The organism is Maritimibacter sp. (assembly GCF_016774595.1).
Classification (GTDB): Bacteria; Pseudomonadota; Alphaproteobacteria; order Rhodobacterales; family Rhodobacteraceae; genus Maritimibacter; species Maritimibacter alkaliphilus.
In genome coordinates this window covers 1746517-1762458 of record NZ_JACBWT010000002.1, presented here as the reverse complement: position 1 = coordinate 1762458, position 15942 = coordinate 1746517, and the positions used below count along the sequence as shown (strand labels likewise).

General features: G+C 65.4%; 16 protein-coding genes and 1 pseudogene. 4 read left to right on the top strand and 13 right to left on the bottom strand.

Translation table 11 applies throughout. From position 1 onward, the window contains the following. Window positions 1–13: 13 nt before the first annotated feature. The 3 genes and pseudogenes from HOY44_RS19815 to eno all read right to left on the bottom strand — a co-directional run bounded on the left by HOY44_RS19815 (window position 14) and on the right by eno (window position 2072). Window positions 14–436: a cupin domain-containing protein gene (locus HOY44_RS19815; RefSeq protein ID WP_287437164.1), complete on the bottom strand. Its 423-nt coding sequence runs from the start codon at window positions 434–436 to the stop codon at window positions 14–16. Continuing rightward, window positions 433–720 (bottom strand): annotated as a pseudogene (locus HOY44_RS19810) (DUF4180 domain-containing protein); the annotation flags it as partial. The pseudogene HOY44_RS19810 and the gene HOY44_RS19815, both read right to left, overlap by 4 nt. A gap of 77 nt (window positions 721–797) precedes the next feature. Beyond that, on the bottom strand, window positions 798–2072 hold the full coding sequence (gene eno, locus HOY44_RS19805; RefSeq protein WP_287437162.1) for a phosphopyruvate hydratase: 1275 nt from the start codon (window positions 2070–2072) through the stop codon (window positions 798–800). 153 nt (window positions 2073–2225) lie between these two features. Here eno and HOY44_RS19800 point away from each other — a divergent pair, with 153 nt between their 5' ends. Further along, window positions 2226–3521: a flavin-dependent oxidoreductase gene (locus HOY44_RS19800; RefSeq protein WP_287437161.1), complete on the top strand. Its 1296-nt coding sequence runs from the start codon at window positions 2226–2228 to the stop codon at window positions 3519–3521. Here the strand turns inward: HOY44_RS19800 and HOY44_RS19795 are convergent, their stop codons facing one another. Then, window positions 3522–4424 carry a DMT family transporter gene (locus HOY44_RS19795; RefSeq protein WP_287437159.1) on the bottom strand — a complete coding sequence of 301 codons (903 nt, stop codon included), beginning with the start codon at window positions 4422–4424 and terminating at the stop codon, window positions 3522–3524. Between the two features lie 121 nt (window positions 4425–4545). Between HOY44_RS19795 and HOY44_RS19790 the strand changes: the two genes are divergently transcribed. Then, window positions 4546–4998, top strand: coding sequence for a GNAT family N-acetyltransferase (locus tag HOY44_RS19790; protein WP_287437157.1), 453 nt, complete (start codon window positions 4546–4548; stop codon window positions 4996–4998). Here the strand turns inward: HOY44_RS19790 and HOY44_RS19785 are convergent. The 3 genes from HOY44_RS19785 to HOY44_RS19775 are packed head-to-tail and all read right to left on the bottom strand — an operon-like array spanning window position 4977 to window position 7628. Continuing rightward, window positions 4977–5531, bottom strand: coding sequence for a DUF1697 domain-containing protein (locus HOY44_RS19785; RefSeq protein WP_287437155.1), 555 nt, complete (start codon window positions 5529–5531; stop codon window positions 4977–4979). The two genes, HOY44_RS19790 and HOY44_RS19785, sit on opposite strands and share 22 nt — an antisense overlap. Beyond that, complete coding sequence (locus tag HOY44_RS19780; protein WP_287437153.1) at window positions 5528–6358, bottom strand: PhzF family phenazine biosynthesis protein; 831 nt, start codon at window positions 6356–6358, stop codon at window positions 5528–5530. The genes HOY44_RS19785 and HOY44_RS19780 overlap by 4 nt, the downstream gene beginning before the upstream one ends. A gap of 4 nt (window positions 6359–6362) precedes the next feature. After that, window positions 6363–7628, bottom strand: a complete 1266-nt coding sequence (locus HOY44_RS19775; protein ID WP_287437152.1) for a cation:proton antiporter — start codon at window positions 7626–7628, stop codon at window positions 6363–6365. A 115-nt stretch (window positions 7629–7743) separates the two neighbouring features. Between HOY44_RS19775 and HOY44_RS19770 the strand changes: the two genes are divergently transcribed. Further along, on the top strand, window positions 7744–8676 hold the full coding sequence (locus HOY44_RS19770; RefSeq protein ID WP_287437150.1) for a DMT family transporter: 933 nt from the start codon (window positions 7744–7746) through the stop codon (window positions 8674–8676). Here HOY44_RS19770 and HOY44_RS19765 read toward each other — a convergent pair. Then, entirely contained in the window at window positions 8609–9337 is a 729-nt protein-coding gene (locus HOY44_RS19765) for an endonuclease/exonuclease/phosphatase family protein (protein ID WP_287437148.1), read from the bottom strand. The genes HOY44_RS19770 and HOY44_RS19765 overlap by 68 nt on opposite strands. 70 nt (window positions 9338–9407) lie before the next feature. Here HOY44_RS19765 and HOY44_RS19760 point away from each other — a divergent pair, with 70 nt between their 5' ends. Next, window positions 9408–10130, top strand: coding sequence for a DUF2238 domain-containing protein (locus tag HOY44_RS19760; protein WP_235889006.1), 723 nt, complete (start codon window positions 9408–9410; stop codon window positions 10128–10130). Here the strand turns inward: HOY44_RS19760 and HOY44_RS19755 are convergent. The 5 genes from HOY44_RS19755 to tyrS form a co-directional block, all read right to left on the bottom strand. Further along, a complete protein-coding gene (locus HOY44_RS19755) occupies window positions 10127–11545 on the bottom strand; it encodes a protein adenylyltransferase SelO (RefSeq protein ID WP_502710706.1) in 1419 nt (472 codons plus the stop codon). The genes HOY44_RS19760 and HOY44_RS19755 overlap by 4 nt on opposite strands. A 12-nt stretch (window positions 11546–11557) precedes the next feature. Then, a complete protein-coding gene (locus HOY44_RS19750; protein ID WP_287437143.1) occupies window positions 11558–12502 on the bottom strand; it encodes a nucleoside hydrolase in 945 nt (314 codons plus the stop codon). Between the two features lie 3 nt (window positions 12503–12505). Continuing rightward, window positions 12506–13309, bottom strand: a complete 804-nt coding sequence (gene xth / locus HOY44_RS19745) for an exodeoxyribonuclease III (protein ID WP_287437141.1) — start codon at window positions 13307–13309, stop codon at window positions 12506–12508. A gap of 72 nt (window positions 13310–13381) precedes the next feature. Beyond that, a complete protein-coding gene (locus HOY44_RS19740; protein WP_502710712.1) occupies window positions 13382–14500 on the bottom strand; it encodes a BaiN/RdsA family NAD(P)/FAD-dependent oxidoreductase in 1119 nt (372 codons plus the stop codon). A gap of 146 nt (window positions 14501–14646) precedes the next feature. Continuing rightward, window positions 14647–15897, bottom strand: coding sequence for a tyrosine--tRNA ligase (tyrS, locus tag HOY44_RS19735; RefSeq protein ID WP_287437137.1), 1251 nt, complete (start codon window positions 15895–15897; stop codon window positions 14647–14649). Between the last annotated feature and the right edge of the window lie 45 nt (window positions 15898–15942).

The following is a 15942-nucleotide window of genomic DNA, read 5'->3' as shown; positions in this document are numbered from 1 at the left end:
GCCGGTGCAAAGTTCAGGGGATCGTGAATCCGGGGGGTGCGAGGGTGAAGCCGTCGAACTCGAACCCCGGGCTGACGGTGCAGCCGACGAGGGTGTAGTCCCCCGTCGTGTCCGCCGACTGCCAATGGTGCGGCGGCACGGTGATCTGGGGCGCTTCGCCCAAGGCCAACGCCGGGCCAAGCTTGTGCGGGACGGCCGGCCCCACATCGGTCGAGGCGATGGACAGGATCAGCGGCGCGCCCGCGTAGAAGTGCCACGTCTCCGCCGCATCGACGCGGTGCCAATGGCTCGTCTCGCCCGCTTTCAGCAGGAAATAGATCGCCGTGCCGGGGCTTCTGCCGCCGTCCGGTGCGTCTGCGCGGAAGGTTTCGCGAAACCATCCGCCTTCGGGATGGGGCTGGAGGTCGAGGGCGGCGATGATGTCGTCTGCGGTCATCGGATCGGCGTCTCCAGCGTCACGAGGCCGGTGCGCTGCGTCTCGACGAAGAAATCGTGAAGCGCACGCGACCCGGCGGCCTCGCCGCTGAAATCCCCGGTCAGGTGCAGTGTCAGACCGTAATTCGTGAGCTTCTGGGTCAGCTCACCCAGAAGCCCGGAGCGGAGGTTCCAGAACTCCGGCGCGAAATCGGTCTTGTCGCGGACAAGGCGCGGCGCGCCGCCGTAGGCCGCGTTTCCGATCAGGTCCATAAGGTCGGCATGTGTGCGTATCATGCGGCAACCCTTGTCGCATTGGACGGTGAGCGCAACGAAAAAGGCCCGCCGGGTGGGCGGGCCTTGGCTCGTTCACGTGGCGCGGATCACTTCAGGATCGAACGCCCTGCATATTCCGCCGTTTCACCAAGGGCTTCCTCGATGCGGATCAGCTGGTTGTATTTCGCAAGCCGGTCGGACCGTGCCAGCGAGCCGGTCTTGATCTGACCGCAGTTCGTGGCCACGGCGAGGTCGGCGATGGTCGCATCCTCGGTCTCGCCCGAGCGGTGGCTCATCACATTGGTGTAGCGCGCACGATGGGCCATATCGACCGCCTTCAGCGTTTCCGACAGCGAGCCGATCTGGTTCACCTTGACCAGCATCGAGTTCGCGACGCCTTTCTTGATCCCGTCGGCCAGGCGCGCCGGGTTGGTCACGAACAGGTCGTCGCCCACAAGCTGCACCTTGTCGCCGATCTTGTCAGTCAGCAGCTTCCAGCCATCCCAGTCGTCTTCCGACATGCCGTCTTCGATCGAGATGATCGGATAGGCGTCGCAGAGCGCTGCGAGGTAATCGGCGTTTTCTTCCGAGGTCAGCGATTTGCCTTCGCCCACCATCTCGTACTTGCCGTTCTTGTAATATTCGGTCGAGGCGCAATCGAGGGCGAGGTAGATGTCCTCACCCGGCTTGTAGCCCGCTTTTTCGATGGATTTCAGGATGAAATCGAGGGCCTCGTTGGTCGAACCCAACGCAGGCGCGAAGCCGCCTTCGTCGCCCAGACCCGTGGACAGGCCCGCCGCCGACAGCTCTTTCTTCAGCGTGTGGAACACTTCGGACCCCATGCGCACGGCGTCGCGGATGTTGCCCGCGCTCACCGGCATGATCATGAATTCCTGAATGTCGATCGGGTTGTCGGCATGTTCGCCGCCGTTGATGATGTTCATCATCGGCACCGGCAGAACCCGCGCCGACGAGCCGCCCACGTAGCGGTAGAGCGGCAGCATCGAGAAATCGGCGGCGGCTTTCGCGGCGGCCAGCGACACGCCGAGGATGGCGTTTGCGCCAAGACGGGCCTTGTTCGGCGTTCCGTCAAGCTCGATCATGGCGCGGTCCAGCAGTTCCTGCTCGGTCGCGTCCATGCCGGCGAGTTCCTCGGCAATTTCGCCGTTCACGGCATTGACCGCTTCCAACACGCCCTTGCCCATGTAACGGCTCTTGTCGCCGTCGCGCTTTTCCACGGCTTCGTGGGCGCCGGTCGAGGCACCCGAGGGCACGGCCGCGCGGCCCATCGTGCCGTCTTCCAGGATCACGTCCACTTCGACGGTCGGGTTGCCCCGGCTGTCGAGGATTTCGCGGGCGAAAATGTCGATGATGATGCTCATGAGGCGTCCCCGTCTGAATGACTTGCTTGATGCGGGTTCTAACGGCCACGGAAGGCAAGGAAAAGGGCGGTTGCGCCAACGGTGCGGCGATTGAACCATTGTGGTTCGGGTTTCGCGTGCTATTCACACGGGGCTTTTTTCGGGGAGGGGACGATGGCACCACGGGTATTGATCGCAGGCGGCGGGATCGGCGGGCTGGCCACCGCACTGACGCTGAACCAGATCGGCGTGGATTGCGTGGTGTTCGAGGGCGTGCGCGAGCTTCGCCCCCTTGGCGTCGGCATCAACCTGCAACCCAATGCGGTGCGCGAGCTTTACGATCTGGGGATCGGGGCCGAGGCGCTGGACGGTGTCGGTGTTCCCGCGAAGGAATGGGCGCTCGTGGGTCTGAACGGCAACGACATCTATTCGGAAGAACGCGGCACGCTCGCTGGCTACAACTGGCCGCAATACGCCGTGCATCGCGGGCAGTTCCACATGCTGCTGGCCGACACGTTCACCGCGCGGGCCGGGGCCGATGCGCTGCGCCTCGGCGCCCGTGTGACGGGGTATCGCAACAATGACGACGGGACCGTGACGGCCTTCGTCGAGACCGAGGGCGGCACGCAGGAGGAAACCGGAACGCTCCTGATCGGGGCCGACGGTATCCATTCGGCGATCCGCGCACAGATGCACCCGGATCAGCCGCCGATCAACTGGGGCGGCGCGATCATGTGGCGCGGCACGACGCTGGCAGAGCCGATCCGCACGGGGTCGTCCTTCGTCGGCCTCGGGACACACAAGCACCGCATGGTGATCTATCCGATCAGCCACCCGGACCCCGAGACGGGGCTGGCGCTCATCAACTGGATCGCCGAGATGACGGTCGATCCGGCGTCCGGCTGGGAAAAGTCGGGCTGGTTCCGCCCGGTCGAGATCGACGCGTTCGCCCACCATTTCGACGGGTTCAAGTACGATTGGCTGGACGTGCCCGATCTGCTCGCCAAGGCCGATGTGGCCTATGAGAACCCGATGATCGACCGCGATCCGATCGACTGCTGGATCGACGGGAACGTGGCCCTCATGGGGGATGCGGCCCATGCCATGTATCCCACCGGGTCGAACGGCGCGTCGCAGGCGGTGATCGACGCGCGGGTTCTGGGGGCCATGATCGTTGCGCACGGGCCGACGCCTGCCGCGCTTGCCGCCTATGACGCGCAGATGGCCGGGCCTATCGGCGAAGTGGTGCTGCGCAACCGGGGCGCGGGGCCCTTCGGTCTGCTCAACATGGTCGACGAACGCTGCGGCGGCGAGTTCGACGACATCGACGACGTGATTCCCGAAGCCGAACGGCGCGACTTCATGGCGCGCTATCAGGCGGCCGCCGGGTTTGCCCGCGATGCGCTGAACGGCGCGCCGCCGACGATCCAGCCGGGGGCCAGGGCGGCGGACCTCACGCCCGCCGAATAATCAGGTCGGGCGCACGGGCGAGGCGACGGGTTTCGCGCGGCGCGCCGCACGGCTGACGCGCGCCTCGCGCAGGAGCGTATAGACACCGGCCCCCACGATCAGGGCGGCGCCCAGAAGCGTCAGCGCGTCCGGCACCTCGGCGAAGAACACCAGCGCGAAGATCATCGCATAGACCAGACGGGTATAGCGGAACGGGGTGACGGCGGGCACGTCGCCCGTCTGCATGGCGCGCGTCAGCAGGTAATACCCGGCCATACCAAGCGCCGTGGCGGCGATCAGAATGCCCGCATCGCCCGCAGAGGGCAGAACGGGCGGGTCGACGACCAAAAGCAGCGCGCCCGAGATCGTGCCCATCAGGAAGCCCCAGCTCGACGTCTGAAGCGTATGGATGCCCTGCGGCGTGATCCGCGTGGCCACGTCGCGCACCGCCAGCCCGATGGCCGCGCCCAACCCCAACAGCGCCGAGGGTTGGAAGGCGTCGAAGCCGGGGCGCAGGATGACCACGACACCGATCAACCCCACGCCGATGGCCAGCCAGCGCCGCCAGCCCACGGTCATGCCGAGAAACAGGATCGCGCCGATGTTCACGAACAGCGGATTGGCCTGAAGCAGCGCGGACAGAAGGCCGAGCGGCACCTGAGTCAGGCCGATGACGAAACAGGCGGTGCCGACCAGCTCGCCCAGATTCCGGATGACGATGACCGGATGGAAGAACTGCCGGGTGAAGGCCGAATGTCCGCGCATCTGGGCCATCAGTGCAAAGACGATCGCCCCCACGCCACCCACGGCGATCAGCACGACCCCCATCGGCACGCGGTCGAGAACCATCTTGATCAGCACGTCTTCCGAGGCGAAAAGCCCCATGGCGAGCGTCATGAACAATGCGCCGCGGATGTTGTCCATGGGTGCCTCCCGGGGTGAAATGGTCCGGCCTCCTTATCGTGCGCTTGCGGCGGCGGAAAGGGGTCGCGTGGATACAGGTTTCGCGCGGCGCGGTTGGCGGCAATGAAAGAGCGGGGGCCGCATGGCAGACTTCCAGTTCCGTCCCATGCGGGCCTCTGACCACCCCGCCGTGGCCGCACTCTGGCGGGAAAGCGCCGCGCTCATGGGGCTGGGCGAGGCGTTTTTACCGCCGGTTCCGGACCTTGAAGGGCGGCTGGCGGAGGACTTCGGGGAAGGGTGGTCGGTGACGCTCGCGTTCGAGGCGGGCACGCTCGCGGGGTTTCTCGCGGTCCATCCCGCCGACCGCGTGCTCGGGCAGATCTTCCTCGCGCCCGCCTTTATCGGGCAGGGGCTGGGGTCTGCCTTCTTTCGGATGGCCAAGGACCGGATGCCGGATGGTTTCACGCTCTACACCCCAGCCGCCAACTGGCGCGCGCGGGCGTTTTATGAGCGGGGCGGGATGCAGGCGACCCACACCAAAGCGCACCCGGAGTTCGGGCACGAGATCGTCTACTACGTCTGGCCCGGCGTCTGACGGGCTTCGACCATCCGGGCGAGTTTGGTCACGGTGTTGAGGTTGCGCGCGGTCGCGGGCACGCCCAGCGCCTTTTCCACCCGTTCGGCCAGTTTCGACCGTCCGATCCCGTCCGGCGCGTCGAGGAAGAACCATCGCCCCTTGAGCGCGAAGCGTTCGGTCCCGGTGGCGAGGTCTTCGAGCCGGGCAAGGTCCGGCGCGTCGGGGGCGTTCGTGCAGAACCAGATGTTCGCGAACTTCGGGTGATCGAGCCCCTCGGCGAAAGGATAGGCGTCCCGCGCGTCGATGATGTCTTGCCCCCGCAGGACGAGCGTGCGGGGCGCGTGGCCGTGCAGGGCCTCGATCCGCTCGGTCAGGGCGGTGGCGAAGGCGGCGGGGTCGATGTCGCCCTCGAACACCGCATTGCCGGACTGGATGTAGGTTTCGGGGGCTTCCGCCCCCAGCGCCGCCATATGCGTCTTGAGGTCGGCCATCGGCAGCTTGCCGGTGCCGCCCACGTTGATCCCGCGCAAAAGCAGCACCCAGACGCTCATATGACCAGCTTTCCCTCCATGACCCGGATCGCGCGCCCGCTGACGGTGACGCGGCCCGGTTCGGCCTCGACCCCGATCACGGACGGGCGCCCCATATCCTCGCCCTGATGGATCGTGAGGCTCACGGGACCGCCCGCTTCGCGGCACAGAAGCGCGCCGAGCGCGGCCGCCGCCGATCCGGTGGCCGGGTCTTCGGGCACATTGTCGAGCGGGGCGAACATCCGCATGTGAACCCGCCCGTCCACACGCGTATAGGCGCATTGCGCGAAATCCAGCCCGGACGGATACCGCGTCGCCCCTTCGCGAAAGGCGCTCGTGTCGGGGACGAGGTCGGACAGCGCGGCCCGATCCACCAGTTCGGTGAAGGTGAACGGCAGGCCGACGCCCGCCATGACCGGTTCGCCGAGGATCGTCGCCTCGGGCGTGCCGAGCGCGCGGGCGACCAGCGCCTTGTCGGGGGTCGCCACATGCTCCAGCGGCACACGGTTCTCAAACGAAGAGTGGCCGTCTTCGACGCGCACCGCCATCGGGCCGACGCCCAGTTCCAGCACGAAGTCGGGGCCAAGCCCGGCCTCGCCCAGCATGACGACGGTCCCGATCACCGGATGCCCCGCGAAGGGCACTTCGGACATCGGGGTGAAGATGCGGACCTTGGCCACGCCTTCGCCTTCGGGCGGGTAAAGAAACACGGTTTCCGAGAAGTTGAACTCCCGCGCGATGCGCTGAAGCCGCTCTTCGGGCAGCTCCGCCGCGTTCGGAATGATCGCCAGCGGATTGCCCCCGAACGGTCGGTCGGTGAAGACGTCGTAGACGAGATAGTCGGTCATGCGATCACACCAGTTCCGGTTCGCGGCCCAGCTTGGTCGCGACCTTCTTGATCGACAACCCCTGCACGATGATCGAGAACACGACGACGATATAGGTCGCGGCGAGGATCGTGGGCTTCCATTCGCTGTCGGGCAACGACAGGGCGAGCGCGACCGAAATGCCGCCCTTCAAACCGCCCCAAGTCATGATCGGGATCACACCGGGCGAGAAATCGCGGAACGGTTTCAGGATCACGACCGGGATCGCCACGGCGGCGAGCCGCGCGACCAGCGCCAGCACGATGGCGAGCAGACCGGCGATCACCGTGTCGCCGTTGAACGGCACGATGAACACCTCGAACCCGATGAGCAGGAACAGGACCGCGTTCAGGATCTCGTCGATCAGCCGCCAGAAGGCATCGATATATTTGCGCGTCTCCTCGCTCATCCCGTGTTTCGCGCCCACGTCGCCGATGAGCAGCCCGGCGGTCACCGCCATGATCGGCCCCGACACATGCAGCGCGACGGCCAGTTCATAGCCACCGAAGGCAAGGCCCAGCGTGATGAGCACTTCGAGCGAGTAGTCGTCGATCAGCCGCATGAGCCGGAAGGTGAGCCACCCGAGCGCGAGACCCAGCAGCACGCCGCCGCCCGCCTCGACGAAAAAGAGCTTGGCCGCATCCGCAAGGCCGCCCGTCGCATGGCTGTCCGCGCCATGACCCGTGACCACGGGAAAGGCGAGGCCGACGAGAACGAGGTAGACGACGTAACCGACGCCGTCATTGAACAGCGATTCGCCCGCGATCTTGGTCTCCAGCGACTTGCGCAGGCTCGCGTCCCGCAGCACGCCCAGCACCGCCACCGGATCGGTGGGCGAAATCAGCGCGCCGAAGACCAGCGCGATCAGGAACGGCATTCCGGTGATGTAGGAAAACCCGGTGCCCACGATCAGGGTGGACAGCCCCACGCCCATGGTGGCCATGAGGAACACGACCCGCCACTGCTCCCGCAGGTCCGAGATCTTCACGTGCAACGCGCCCGCGAACAGCAAAAGCCCCAGCATCCCTTCGAGCAGCGTGTCCGAGAAATCGACGTATCTGACCACTTCCGTGACCGTTTCGGCGAAAACCGTCTGCGGCGTAATCAGTTCGATCAGCAGAATTATCATCGACGATACCAGCGACACGATCAGGATGCCGATGGCCGAAGGCAGCTTTAAAAACAGGTAGTTGATGGCCCCGAACGCGCCAGCGAGCACGATCAGGAGCGAGGCGATCTGAAGGAAATTCATGACTGTCCCACTGCGCGGTTTTGGCCGACGGTAACACGCACCCCCATGCGCGCCTAGCACACAAACGCCGCGTCATCGGTTGACTTCCGAACATGTTAAGCGTCCTGTCGCGGCCATGGAGGAGAAATCAAATCTCACGCTTCTGGGCGCCGGAATGCTGATCTGCGTTTCGCTCGTGCTGGGCTTCAACCACGTCATCGTCAAACTGGTGAACGAGGGGTTGCAGCCTGTATTCGCGGCGGGGCTTCGGTCGGTCGGGGCGACGATTCTCGTCTGGATGTGGATCAGGTTTCGCGGACAGAAGCTCGACTTCAAGAGCGGGACGATCCTGCCCGGCATCGCCATCGGCCTGTGTTTCACCGTCGAATTCCTCGGCCTTTTCCTCGCGCTCGATCTGACTACGGTCACCCGCACCTCGGTGATTTTCTACTCCATGCCGATCTGGCTGACCCTCGCCGCGCATTTCCTGTTGCCGGGCGAGCGGTTGACGATCCCCAAAGCGGTCGGCCTTGCGCTGGCTTTCGGCGGGGTGGCCTGGGCGATCGCGGATCAGGGCGGCGGCGGCACCGCGTCGCTCAAGGGTGATCTGCTGGCCCTGCTCGGCGCGTTCGGCTGGACGGCGCTGGCGCTCGTCGCGCGCACCACGCGCGTGCGCGAGGTGTCGTCCGAGATGCAGATGTTCTGGCAGGTGCTCGTCTCCGGCCCCGTTCTTCTGATCGCGGCCAGCTTCTTCGGTCCGGCCATCCGCGACATTCAGCCGTGGCACTGGGCGGGGCTGGCGTTTCAGATCGTCTTCGTCGCGACCGCGTCTTTCCTTGCGTGGTTCTGGCTTCTCAACCGCTACAAGGCGTCGAACATCGCATCCTTCGCCTTTCTGTCGCCGGTGATCGGGGTCACGCTGGGGTGGCTGATCCTTGGCGAACGGGTGACTTGGGCGCTGCTCGCGCAACTCGGCCTCGTCGTCCTCGGGATCATCCTCATCAACCGCGTGCGGCGTTCGCCCCTGCCGCCGACGGGAGCGTCGATGCCGCCGCGTCAGTCGTCCTGACCTCGGCCCAGACCGGCAGGTGATCGGACGCGATGCGCGCCAGTTCGGTGGCATGAACGCCGCTGCCCGTCAGTTCCAGATCGTGCGAAAAGGCGAAGCGGTCCAGATGCGCGACCGGGCGCATCGTGGGATAGGTCGCGCCGGGGGCGTGAAGGTGAAAGCCGCGCGACAGCTCCTCCATCCCGTTTCGCAGGGACCATTCGTTGAAGTCGCCCATAACCACGGTGGCGAGCGCCTTGTCGCCCAGAACCCGGCGCAGTTCGCGCAACTGCTGGTGGCGATAGCGGCGCATGAGGGCCAGATGCGCGCCGGTCACGCGAAACCGCCCCTCGATCTCGACCGCGACCGCGCCGCGCGGCTCCAGCGAGGGCAGGTCGAAACGCTCGACCCCGGTCACCGCCAGCCCGCGCCGCACGAGCACGGCATTGCCGTGCCAGCCGAGCGAGACGTCGTTGGTGGCGAGCGGGGCGGGGATCAGGTCGGTATGGTCCTCGATCATCCTGCGGGGCAGGGCGGTGGGCCGCTGGCCCAAGCGCCGGTCGGCCTCCTGCAACACCACCACATCCGCGGCGAGGCTGTTGATGACCTCGATCACCCGGCCCGGATCACGGCGCCGGTCCCGGCCAACGGCCTTGCGGATGTTGTAGCTTGCAAGTTTCATGTCTCATCCGATCATATGGGATTTCAACGCGCCAATTGAACGGATGTTGCCCTGCGACTAAATGATCCGGATGCTACGCGGTCACTCCTTCATCACATACACCGTCTGGGCGATCCTCATCGTGGCCAGTGTCGCCGCATTCGTGCTGGGCGACCTGATGATCGGTGCGGTGGGTCTGGCGACCCTTGCGCTGTCCTTCGCGCCCGCCTTCATGGCCGAACGCTGGCACCTCAAGATCCCGGTCTACTTCTATTCGGGCATCGTGCTGTTTCTGTTCGGCACCGTGTTTCTTGGCGAGGCCTTCAATTTTTACGAGCGATTCTGGTGGTGGGATTTGTTCCTGCACGGCACCTCGGCCATGGGGTTCGGGATCGTCGGCGTCGTCCTGACGCTGTTGATGTTCGAGGGCGATCAATACGCGGCTCCGCCCTATGCGGTCGCGGGCATCTCGTTTTCCTTCGCCGTCACCATCGGCGCGGTGTGGGAGATTTTCGAGTTCGGCATGGATCAGCTGTTCGGCATGAACATGCAGAAATCCGGCCTCGTCGATACCATGACGGACCTGATGGTCGACTGTTTCGGCGCCGGGCTTGCGGCGATGTCCGGCTATGCCTTCCTCAAATTCCGCTCGCGCTACGGGCTTTCGGCCATCATATCCGAGTTCATCCTGCGCAATCGCCGATTCTTCCGGCGCGCGGCGCGTGAGATCGAGACCGACGGGAAAGTCGAAACGCATCTCGACCGGCTGGAGACCCACTCGCGCACAATGGGCGTGGGCCGCAGCGACGACTAGGTTCCGCAGAAGGTGCGCATGACCCGCTCTTCGGGTCTGGGCGGCTTCGCGAAGTCATTCGTTTCCGGTCCGTCGTCGAAGGGGCGCGCGAGAACGTCGTTCAATTTGTGAAACGGCGCGAAATCGCCCGCCACACCGGCCTGAATAGCCTCTTCGATCCGGTGGTTGCGCGGGATCACGGCGGGGTTCGCGGCCCGCATTACCGCGCCACCGTCCGACCCTTGCCGCTCCAGCCGCGCGCGCCAGTCAGGGGCCCAGCTGTCCCACGCGCCCGCATCGGTCAGGTGGGACGAGGCATCGCCGGTCGACAAGGCGCGGAAGGTATTGGTGAAATCGGCCTGCGACGCGGCCATGCGCGACAACAGCCCCTGAATGAGCGCGCCGTCGCCCGGCTCTTCGGTGGTCAGGCCGATCTTGGCGCGAAACCGCCGCGCCCAAGCCGCGCCGAAGAGGTCGGGGAAGGCGTGCAGCCGATCTTCGGCCAGTTCGATGGCCTTGTCGTCATCCTCGTCGATCAGCGGCAGAAGCGCCGAGGCCAGTTGCGCGAGGTTCCAGACCGCCATGTTCGGCTGGTTCTGAAACGCGTAGCGGCCCATCTGGTCGATGGACGAGAACACCATGTTCGGGTGATAGGCATCCATGAAGGCGCAGGGACCATAGTCGATCGTCTCGCCCGAGATCGCCATGTTGTCCGTGTTCATGACGCCGTGGATGAAGCCCACCGACATCCACGCCGCGATCAGCTCCGCCTGCCGCTCCACCACGGCGGAGAGGAGGTCGAGCGGCCCTTGGGCATCGGGATAATGCCGGGCGATGGCATGGGCGGTCAGGTCGCGCAACGCATCGGTCTGGCCGCGCGAGGCGAAGACCTGAAACGTGCCGACCCGCAGATGGCTCGCCGCCACGCGCGTCAGGACCGCACCGGGCAGCACCCGCTCGCGAATGACGTCCTCGCCCGTGGTGACGGCAGCCAGCGCGCGGGTCGTCGGGATGCCGAGCGCGTGCATGGCTTCCGACACCACATATTCGCGCAGAACCGGGCCGAGCCACGCGCGCCCATCGCCACCGCGTGAAAACGGCGTGCGGCCGGAACCCTTAAGCTGGATGTCGCGCCGATTGCCCTTGGTATCAATGACTTCGCCAAGAAGAATCGCGCGGCCGTCGCCCAATTGCGGCACGAAGTTTCCGAACTGGTGGCCGGCGTAAAGCTGCGCCAGCGGCTCGGCCCCCTCCGGCACCTCGTTGCCCGCCAGAACCTCGGCCGTCAGTGCGTCCGGGTCGATCCCCAACTCGGCGGCGAGGTCACGGTTGAGCGCGACGATGCGGGGCGTCGCCACGGGAACGGGGGCCTGCCGGGCGAAGAAGCCCTCGGGCAGGCGCGCATAGGAATTGTCGAAACTGATACTCATACCCAAAAGGTAGGGTCGTCAGGGCAGACGGGCAAGACGTTCGGTCAGCAACGAAAAGAACCCGTCGGCGTCGATATCGCCCATGAAGGTCGCGTTCTCGTCTCGGTTCGTCACGCGCCACCAGTCCGCAACGGTCATCCCGAGCGTGAGGTCGGACGTCGTCTCGACCTCGACATTGATGAAGCGGCCCGTGAACAGATCTGGCGCCAGCAGATAGGCGATGACGGTCGGATCGTGGAGCGGTGCGCCCTCGGAGCCGTATTTCTCCTTGTCGAAGCGTTCGAAGAATTCGGTCATCTCGGCGGTGAAGGTGCCCGTGCGGGTGCCCAAAGCGCGGAACGCATCGTTGCGGGGTTTCGTCACCAGCGCCTTGTGGGTCAGGTCAAGCGGCATGATCGTGGCGGGCGCGCCGGATTTGAACACGATTTCAGCGGCTTCCGGGTCGACATAGATGTTGAATTCAGCCGCAGGCGTGATGTTGCCCACCTCGAAATAGGCCCCGCCCATGCTGACGACCTCGGCCACGCGCGGCACGATGTCGGGCGCACGGTGGAAAGCGGTGGCGACGTTTGTGAGCGGCCCGAGCGTGGCGAGTGTCACGGTTCCGGGCGGCTCGGCGCGCAGGGTGTCGATGATGAAATCCACCGCGTGTCGGGATTGCAGCGGCATGGTCGGCTCGAACAACTCCGGCCCGTCCAGCCCGGTGCGCCCATGGACATGCTCGGCGGTCACGAGCTTGCGCTTCATCGGCGCGTCGCACCCGGCGAAGACCCGCACGTCGCGCCGCCCCGCGACCTCGCACACGATGCGTGCGTTCTTCTGGGTCAGGCCCAGCGGCACGTTCCCGGCGACGGCGGTGATCCCCAAGACCTCCAGCTCCGGCGAGGCGAGCGCCAGAAGTATGGCCACCGCATCGTCCTGACCCGGATCGGTGTCGATGATGATTTTGCGTGCTTCCGTCATGGGTTACGCGGCAAGCTCGACCCAGATCGGTACATGGTCCGACGGCTTGTCGCGCCCGCGCACCTCCTTGTCGATCTGGCAATCCTCAAGCAGGTCCGCGCATTGCGGCGAGAGCAGGAAGTGGTCGATCCGGATACCATCGTTGCGTTGCCACGCGCCGCGCTGAAAATCCCAGAAGGTGAACTGTTCGGCGGCCTGATTGCGCGCCCGGAACGCCTCGGTCAGCCCGAGGTTCTGAAGCCGCCAGAACGCGCCACGGCTTTCGGGCTGAAACAGCGCGTCGTCCTGCCAGTTTTCCGGGTGCAGCGCGTCGATCCCCTGCGGGATCACGTTGTAATCGCCGGCCATGAGGAAGGGTTGCTCGAGCGCGAGAAGCTCTTTCGCGCGCTTTTCCAGCCGTTCCATCCACCGAAGCTTGTAGGCGAATTTCTCGTCGCCCACGGGATTGCCATTGGGCAGGTAAAGCCCGCAGATCCGCACCGCGCTCTGGTCGCCCACGACCGTCGCCTCGATGTAACGCGCCTGTTCGTCATCCTCGCCGTCGCGCCCGGTGCCTTCCGCCCCCGGCAGGCCGCGCGCCACGTCTTCGAGCGGGCGTTTCGACAGGATCGCGACCCCGTTGAACGACTTTTGTCCATGGGTTTCAACGTTGTATCCCATGTCCTCGAAGTGCTCGCGGGGGAAGTTCTCGTCCACCGACTTGATCTCCTGAAAGATCACCACATCAGGCTGGGCTTCGGTCAGCCAGTCGGTGACGGCGGGCAGGCGGGCCTTGATCCCGTTGATGTTGTAACTGGCGATCTTCATGGCGCACCCCCTTGGTTGGCGAAAACCTAGCGGTGCGAGCGCCGGGGCGAAAGCGGGAAATCGGCAGGTGGTTCAGCCCCGCGCCGCAATCGCCCGCCCCGCCGCCACGCCCGAGGCCCAGGCCCATTGGAAGTTGTAGCCGCCCAGCCAGCCGGTCACGTCGACCGCTTCGCCGATCACGTACAGGCCGGGCAGGTGAGCGGATTCCATGGTCTGCGAAGACAGGCCCGCGGTCGACACGCCGCCCGCCGTCACCTCGGCGGTGCGATAACCTTCGGACCCGGTGGGTGTGAGCGTCCAGTGGGCCAGCGCCGCGCAGATCTCGGCGAGCCGCGCGTCGGACTGGTCGGCGAGGTTGCCGGAAAGGCCCAGATCGGGCGCCAGGAACTCCACAAGACGGGCGGGCAGGTGGCGCGACAGCTCGGTGGTCAGCGCATGTCGCCCCTGTGTCTGCCGCTGGGCCTTGAGCGTGTCCAGCAGGCCCGGCGGGCAGATGTCCAGCGTGATCGCCTCGCCCTCGCGCCAATAGCTGCTCAGTTGCAGTACGGCGGGACCGGACAGACCACGGTGGGTGAAAAGCAGCGCCTCGGCAAAGGCGATCCGGTCGTTGAAGGCGCGGCACGGCGTCGCCACACCCGAAATCGGCGCGAAACGGTCGCCGAAGGTGAGCGGCACCAGCGCCGGGCGCGGCGTGACGATGTCATGCCCGAATTGCCGCGCAAGGTCATAGGCCAGCCCCGTCGCCCCCATCTTGGGGATCGACTTGCCACCCGTGGCGAGTACGAGGGTCTCAGCCGTGAAGGCGCCCGCGTCGGTCTCTACCTTGAAACGCCCGTCGGCATGGCTCACCGAGGTGATCGCGACCTCCAACCGCAATACCGCGCCCGCCGCCCGCATCTCGGCCAGCAACATCTCCACGATCTGCGTGGATTTCCCGTCGCAAAAAAGCTGCCCCAGCGTCTTTTCATGCCACGCGATGCCATGGTGCGACACCAGTTCAATGAAATCCCACTGGGTGTAGCGCGCCAGAGCCGATTTGTGGAAATGCTTGTTTTCGGACAGGAAATTCGCGGGCGTCACGTCGAGATTGGTGAAATTGCAGCGCCCGCCACCGGAAATCCGGATCTTCTCGCCCGGCTTCTTCGCGTGATCCAGCACCAGCGTGTCCGGCCCGGCATGCGCCGCGCACATCAGGCCCGCGGCGCCCGCGCCAAGGATGATCGTGCGATATCGTTCCACCCGACCGTCCTCGATCCTCTTCTCTGTTTCAAAAAACCTCGGGGGTCCGGGGGCAGAGCCCCCGGCGGGTCGTCGGGGGCGTCAGCCCGCGGCGAAACTCACCCCAAAGTCACCAGCGCATGACGCTTCTTGCCCGCCGACAGCTTGATCGGCGCGTCCAGATCGGCGGCCGTGATCATCAGCCCCGCATCGGTCACATCCGCGTCGTTCAACTTGGCGCCTTTGTCCGCGATCAGCCGCTTGGCCTCCTTGCCGGTCTTGGCAAGCCCCGACCGCGTGATGAGCTGGGTGATCGAGATGCCGTCCCCGATCTCATCGGCCGTCAGCGTGAGTGTCGGCAGGTCGTCGCCCGCGCCACCTTTCTCGAACACCTCGCGCGCCGTGGCCTCCGCCGCCGCAGCAGCTTCCGCCCCGTGGCAAAGCGTCGTCACCTCGTTCGCCAGAACGATCTTGGCCTCGTTGATCCGGTTGCCGGGCAGGGCGGCAAGCCGCTCGCACTCCTCGACGGACAACTCCGTGTAAAGCTTCAGGAACCGCCCCACGTCCGCGTCGGTCGTGTTGCGCCAGAACTGCCAGAACTCATAAGGCGACAGCATATCGGCGTTGAGCCACATGGCCCCGCCCTGCGACTTGCCCATCTTCTTGCCGTCCGACGTGGTCAGAAGCGGCGAGGTCAGGCCATAAATCTCGTGGTCCAGCACCCGGCGCGTCAGATCGATCCCGTTCACGATGTTGCCCCACTGGTCCGACCCGCCCATCTGGAGCGTGCAGCCATAGCGGCGATTGAGCTCGAGAAAGTCGTAGGCTTGCAGTATCATGTAATTGAATTCGAGAAAAGACAGGCTCTGCTCCCGGTCGAGCCGCGATTTCACGCTCTCGAAGGACAGCATCCGGTTCACCGAGAAATGCCGCCCGATGTCGCGCAGGAACTCGAGGTAGTTCAACCCGTCGAGCCATTCCGCGTTATTGAGCATAAGCGCATCGGTCTCGCCGTCACCATAGGACAGGTACTTCGCGAAGACCTGCTTCATCCCGTCGATATTCGCGTCGATCTGCTCCGGTCCCAGCAAAGGCCGTTCGTCAGCACGGAAGGACGGGTCGCCCACCTTGGTCGTCCCGCCGCCCATCAGCGTGATGGGCTTGTGCCCGGTCTTTTGCAGCCAGCGCAGCATCATGATGTTCAGAAGATGCCCGACGTGCAGCGATTTCGCCGTCGCGTCGTAGCCGATATAGGCCGTCACCACGCCGTTCGTCAGGGCCTCGTCCAGCGCCTGATAATCGGTGCAGTCGGCAAGATAGCCGCGCTCGATCATCACGCGCATGAAGTCTGATTTCGGGTGGTAGGTCATCGGTTTTCTGTCCATTGTCTGCGGGTGCTGCCTCTATATCGGGGG

What these genes read in the sequence shown, in the direction of transcription:
- HOY44_RS19785 (WP_287437155.1), bottom strand. Translation starts at nt 5,531, where the DNA reads ATGAGCGTCTGGGTGCTGCTTTTGCGCGGGATCAACGTGGGCGGCACC.
- HOY44_RS19795 (WP_287437159.1), bottom strand. Translation starts at nt 4,424, where the DNA reads ATGGACAACATCCGCGGCGCATTGTTCATGACGCTCGCCATGGGGCTT.
- HOY44_RS19790 (WP_287437157.1), top strand. Translation starts at nt 4,546, where the DNA reads ATGGCAGACTTCCAGTTCCGTCCCATGCGGGCCTCTGACCACCCCGCC.
- HOY44_RS19750 (WP_287437143.1), bottom strand. Translation starts at nt 12,502, where the DNA reads ATGACGGAAGCACGCAAAATCATCATCGACACCGATCCGGGTCAGGAC.
- eno (WP_287437162.1), bottom strand. Translation starts at nt 2,072, where the DNA reads ATGAGCATCATCATCGACATTTTCGCCCGCGAAATCCTCGACAGCCGG.
- HOY44_RS19740 (WP_502710712.1), bottom strand. Translation starts at nt 14,500, where the DNA reads ATGTGCGCGGCGCATGCCGGGCCGGACACGCTGGTGCTGGATCACGCG.
- tyrS (WP_287437137.1), bottom strand. Translation starts at nt 15,897, where the DNA reads ATGACCTACCACCCGAAATCAGACTTCATGCGCGTGATGATCGAGCGC.
- HOY44_RS19780 (WP_287437153.1), bottom strand. Translation starts at nt 6,358, where the DNA reads ATGACCGACTATCTCGTCTACGACGTCTTCACCGACCGACCGTTCGGG.
- xth (WP_287437141.1), bottom strand. Translation starts at nt 13,309, where the DNA reads ATGAAGATCGCCAGTTACAACATCAACGGGATCAAGGCCCGCCTGCCC.
- HOY44_RS19760 (WP_235889006.1), top strand. Translation starts at nt 9,408, where the DNA reads ATGCTACGCGGTCACTCCTTCATCACATACACCGTCTGGGCGATCCTC.
- HOY44_RS19765 (WP_287437148.1), bottom strand. Translation starts at nt 9,337, where the DNA reads ATGAAACTTGCAAGCTACAACATCCGCAAGGCCGTTGGCCGGGACCGG.
- HOY44_RS19815 (WP_287437164.1), bottom strand. Translation starts at nt 436, where the DNA reads ATGACCGCAGACGACATCATCGCCGCCCTCGACCTCCAGCCCCATCCC.
- HOY44_RS19800 (WP_287437161.1), top strand. Translation starts at nt 2,226, where the DNA reads ATGGCACCACGGGTATTGATCGCAGGCGGCGGGATCGGCGGGCTGGCC.
- HOY44_RS19775 (WP_287437152.1), bottom strand. Translation starts at nt 7,628, where the DNA reads ATGAATTTCCTTCAGATCGCCTCGCTCCTGATCGTGCTCGCTGGCGCG.
- HOY44_RS19770 (WP_287437150.1), top strand. Translation starts at nt 7,744, where the DNA reads ATGGAGGAGAAATCAAATCTCACGCTTCTGGGCGCCGGAATGCTGATC.